This window comes from Endozoicomonas sp. SESOKO3 (assembly GCF_024606255.1).
The window spans coordinates 1-1,108 of record NZ_JAHHPR010000221.1 but is presented as its reverse complement, the minus strand read 5'-3'; the positions used below and the strand labels follow the sequence as shown (position 1 = coordinate 1,108).

Sequence of the window (1,108 nt, the reverse complement as noted above, 5' to 3'; positions counted from 1 at the left end):
ATATTGTTTTGTTGTAACATGGTAGTACATTTCACTGATTTATAAATTTCAGACTTTTTTGCGTTTTCGGGTTGTTGGTTTTCAGGCGGCAACAACCCACCGGGTAAACAGGCGGCATGGACATGAGTTTACGAGATTGGTTGGTAGTAATCGGAATCGTCGTCATTATTGGCGTTCTGGCTGATGGATACCGCCGTATGCGTCTGGCTAGAAAAAGAGCATCAGAACTGTCTTTCGGTCTTGAAGATGTAAAAGGAAATGAAGACGAGTTTGGCAGTGAATTGCCCAATGGTGGAGCCAGAAGGTCAGAGGCTCCCCCCCAGAAGTTGGAAACAGTGAAGAACTGGGTGCGTTCAGAAGAGTCAACCCATGTTTCTGTGAGGGAGCGGATCGAACCGGAAATATCCAGCCTTGGGTCAGAAATTATGGCGCCTGCCAGGCCGGTGCAAGAGACACCCGCAGAGAAACCGTCTGTTGAGGCTCCGGAAGTTCAGGAAAAATCAGAGCCCTTACCGGTTCTGACTCAGGTTGATGAAGTACCGGAAGTGCCTTCTGTCGAGCCCGGATCCAGAGTAAAAGAGCCTGTTTCCGGTGTTGAAGAACCTGCACCCGTGCAGGAAAGTTTTACTTTTAAGTCTGAGTTTGTTGAAGAACCCCAGGCCGCTGTACCCCCCACATTTGCAAAGACCAAGCCCGCAAGAACTGAGAAAAGTCACCGTTCTGTCAATCAGGAAAAGCTTGCAGACCGTCCTGCAGCCAGTGAAATCCTGGTGATCAATCTGCTGGCAAAAGGTGGTGAAAACTTTGACGGCGCAAGGTTGCTCCAGAGTCTGATGGCTTCAGGCATGCGCTACGGCGATATGTCGATCTTTCACCGTTATGCCAACAAGGATGGAACCGGACAGATCCTGTTCAGCATGGCAAATGGGGTAGAGCCGGGCACTTTTGATATTGGTAAACTGGAATCGACTGATACACCGGCTGTCAGTGTTTTTATGGGATTGCCCGGACCCCGTGAGCCACTCAAGGCGTTTATGCTGATGGAAGAAACTGTACGACAGTTGGCGCTGGATTTGGGTGGAGAACTAAAAGACGAACACTTCAGTGT

General features: G+C 49.5%; 1 protein-coding gene. It reads left to right on the top strand.

What is annotated here, in order from left to right; all coding sequences use genetic code 11:
• Positions 1–122: 122 nt before the first annotated feature.
• The coding region (gene zipA, locus KDK18_RS03955) for a cell division protein ZipA (RefSeq protein WP_257253363.1) at positions 123–1,108 on the top strand (986 nt) is incomplete at its 3' end.